The organism is Frankia sp. AiPs1, from assembly GCF_023716945.1.
In the GTDB taxonomy this organism is placed as follows: domain Bacteria; phylum Actinomycetota; class Actinomycetes; order Frankiales; family Frankiaceae; genus Frankia.
The window spans coordinates 1-3,245 of record NZ_JAMQQF010000643.1; the positions used below are offsets into that span (position 1 = coordinate 1).

Genomic DNA, 3,245 nt, shown 5'->3' on the forward strand with positions numbered 1-3,245 from the left:
AGGGGGCTCTCCCAACGCAGGGGGCTCTGGTGGCGCGGGGGGTTCTGGTGGCGCAGGTGGCGGCGGCGGATCGGGCCGGGGGCGCTCGGCGGTGCGCTGCCGGGTCTGCGGGCGGGCCCTGACCGGCGCCCAGGCCAGGGTCGGGCGCTGCGAAGGCTGCCCCGGTGACGTCGACGCCGCGCTGTACGAGCGGCTGCGGGCGTGGCGCGCGGCCACCGCGCGGGAGCTGCACATGCCCGTCTTTGTGATCTTCACCGACGCGACCCTGCAGGCGCTCGCCGAATGCCGGCCGCGCTCGGTCCCGGAGCTCGTCCGGATCCCCGGGATCGGCCAGGTCAAGCTCGACCGCTACGGGCAGGCGGTGCTCGACCTCGTCGCCGGGCGGACCCCGCCGACGGTCCCCGCCGGCGAGTCCTCGTGACTTTGGGTGTCCGACACGCGACACAGAAAATACGTTGAGGTTCGCGTGGCGACCTTCTACCGTTACGCACGACGCACGACGCGGGCCCTGGAACGGCCGCGCCCCACGGCTCCCCGAGAAGGAGGTGATCTCGCTGTGTTGAGCATTGTGATGGACCAAGCCGGCACCGAGATCACCCGTCCCCGGGGATATCGGCCTGGCCCGTCGGCGCTGGTTGCCGTCGCACCCGTGCCGGCCGTCGTCAGGGCGTCCGCCGTTCTCGGCAAAGCCGTCCTCGGTCTAGGTGCTCTCGGCACGGTCGGCAGTCTCGGCCGCTCCGGTCTGGTCAGCACGGTCGGCGCCCTCCTGGGGGCGGACGTCCGTGTGCTGGCGGCCTGCCATGGCACCGCGGCCCAGGGGACGGGTGCGCCCGCCGCCGGCGTCTCGGGCACGGTCCTCGGCCTGGGCGGGTTCACCACGTTCGCCGCGCGTCCGGCCGGCGAGCCGGCGCGTCGGCTCGCCATGTCCGGGAGCCCGGCGTCGTCCTGGAACCCGGCTCCCGCCGCGGCCCAGGCGTCCGATCACGCAGACCGTCACCTCATCACGGGATCCGCTCGCGATCCGCTCCCGGACTAGCTCCGCGGAGCCGACACCGAGGCCGCGATCCCCATGGGGATCGCGGCCTTTGTCGTTTCGCTCCTTCTATCCGCTCGAAGACCTACCCGTGTCGGAGGTGACACCGGTGTTCGATCACTCGATCGTCTCCCGGATCGAGCGGGATCGGCTCGTCCTGCCCTGCTGGGACGTCGATCCTGAGATGTTCTTCGCTGAGTCCCCGGCGGATGTGGAGACCGCCAAGGCGGTCTGCCGTTCCTGCCCGGTCCGGGTGGCATGCCTGGCCGCGGCCCTCGACCGGGCCGAGCCGTGGGGGGTGTGGGGTGGCGAGCTGGTCGTGACCGGCACCGTCGTCCCCCGCAAGCGGCCCCGCGGCCGGCCGCGCAAGGTCCGCCCGGAGGAGGTCGCGGCCTGACGGGCGCGGCGGGCGGGACACCAGTTCGTCGGCGTCCCGCCCGCCGCCGTTGGCCGTGGATTTCTTCCTGTGTTCCCGTCGGCACCGGTACTGTTCCGGCGTGCCCAGCAGCGAGCGTGTATATCCGATGTCGACCGGAACGGGAACGGCGCCGGGCGCGGCGCCGCAACCGGCCGGATCCGATGACCTGTCTCTCGCCGTCGCAGTCCTCACCAGTCCCGAACTGGCCAAGATCGTGGATCTCGCCGCCTGGGTGGACGCCGGCTGGCTCTACGTGGCCAACGCCGACGGCTCGGCTCGGCTGCCGGTGACCGATCCGGATGGCCCCTGGGAGATCCGCTTCGGGCGCAATCCGCTGGCCAGCCAGGACCCGATGCGCGGGGTGCCGCTGGCCGCGGCGCTGGCGGATCCGTCGCCGCCGAACGAACGCGACGCCTACCCCTTCGCCGGCAGCCGGCTGCTGTCCGCGTTCGGGGACGCCACCCGGTCGCCCGACCTGATCGTCGTGCACACCCCGCGGCACTACTGGCCCGAGCGCGGCGGGCACCTCGGCGAGCACGGCTCGCTCAACGCCGGCCAGTCCCGCGCCCCGCTGGTGCTGTCCGGCCCCGGCGTGCGCGTCCGCGGGCTGCGGCCCGGCGTGGCGCGGATCATCGACGTCGCACCCACCCTCGCCACGCTGGCCGGCGTCACCCTGCCCGGCGCCGAGGGCACGCCGCTGACCCAGCTCGCCGGCCCGGGTGCGCGCCACGTCGTCGGCCTGCTGTGGGACGGCGCGAACAGCAACGACCTGCTGCACCTCGCCCAGACCGGCGAACTGCCGAACGTCGCCCGCCTGCTGGCCGAGGGGGCCGCACTGACCGGCGGGGCGATCGCCGAGTTCCCCAGCGTGACGCTGACCAACCACACGTCCGCGCTGACCGGTGTCGGGCCCGGCCGGCACGGCATCCTGCACAACGTCTACTTCGATCGCGCCACCGGCCGCCAGGTGATCGTCAACGACGTGAAGACCTGGCACGCCGCCTGCGAGCAGCTCCGCGACGGCGTCGAGACGCTCTTCGAGGCCGTCGCCCGCCAGCGCCCCGACGCGGTGAGCGCCTGCGTGAACGAGCCCGTCGACAGGGGCGCGCACTACTCGACGTTCGGCCTGGTCCGGGCGGCCGGCAACACCGGTGGCGCCGGCGACATGGGCGACTACCTGCCGCCGGCCGAGGGCGACGTGCACGCCAGCGCGCGCTGGGTGCAGGAGAGCTCCGACTACGCCTGGTCCACCCGGGTGGACGCGCTGGGCCTGGCCCAGGTCGTCCAGCTCTGGGCGCCGGGCACGACCCCACCCGACGTCATGTGGTGGAACACCACGGTTACCGACACCGGTCATCACGGCGGCGGTCCCTACTCGGAGCAGTCCCGCGCCGCGCTGCGGGACGCGGACGCCCGCCTCGGCAGCTTTCTTGATCTGCTCGCCGAGCGCGGGCTGCTGGCCGAGACCGCGATCCTGCTGACCGCCGACCACGGCTCGGAGGCCGCCGACCCGGCGGACCCGGCCTGCCGCGGCGACTGGGGCGATGCTCTGCGCGCCGCCGGGGTCCGGTTCCGCGACGAGGGCTACGGCTTCCTCTACCTCGGCGAGTCCGTGCTCGCCGGTCTCACCCCGGAGGCGAAGTAGGTCGGTCGTGGCGGCGCCGGCGTGGGGGTCAATCCTCGGCGGTGATCGAGTCCACGGGTGTCTCGTCCCGGGGGGTCTGGCCAGGGGGAGCTGCCCGTGCCCGGCCGGCGGCGCGTCGGGGGCCGGCCGCTGCGGGTGCGCCCGGGGGG

The 3,245-nt window shown here is 74.2% G+C and carries 4 protein-coding genes; all 4 read left to right on the forward strand.

Translation table 11 applies throughout. The annotated features are described in order from the left end of the window. A partial coding sequence (locus ND748_RS28755) for an HRDC domain-containing protein (RefSeq protein WP_251749323.1) occupies window positions 1–421 on the forward strand: 421 nt, incomplete at its 5' end. A 135-nt stretch (window positions 422–556) separates the two neighbouring features. Next, a complete protein-coding gene (locus tag ND748_RS28760) occupies window positions 557–1,036 on the forward strand; it encodes a glycerate kinase (RefSeq protein WP_251749324.1) in 480 nt (159 codons plus the stop codon). A gap of 106 nt (window positions 1,037–1,142) precedes the next feature. Beyond that, window positions 1,143–1,430 carry a WhiB family transcriptional regulator gene (locus ND748_RS34315; RefSeq protein WP_374216060.1) on the forward strand — a complete coding sequence of 96 codons (288 nt, stop codon included), beginning with the start codon at window positions 1,143–1,145 and terminating at the stop codon, window positions 1,428–1,430. 127 nt (window positions 1,431–1,557) lie between these two features. Then, entirely contained in the window at window positions 1,558–3,096 is a 1,539-nt protein-coding gene (locus tag ND748_RS28770) for an alkaline phosphatase family protein (protein WP_251749325.1), read from the forward strand. The last annotated feature ends 149 nt before the right edge of the window (window positions 3,097–3,245 follow it).

Coding starts and splice junctions, on each gene's coding strand:
- ND748_RS28770 (WP_251749325.1), top strand. CDS start 1,558: ATGTCGACCGGAACGGGAACGGCGCCGGGCGCGGCGCCGCAACCGGCC.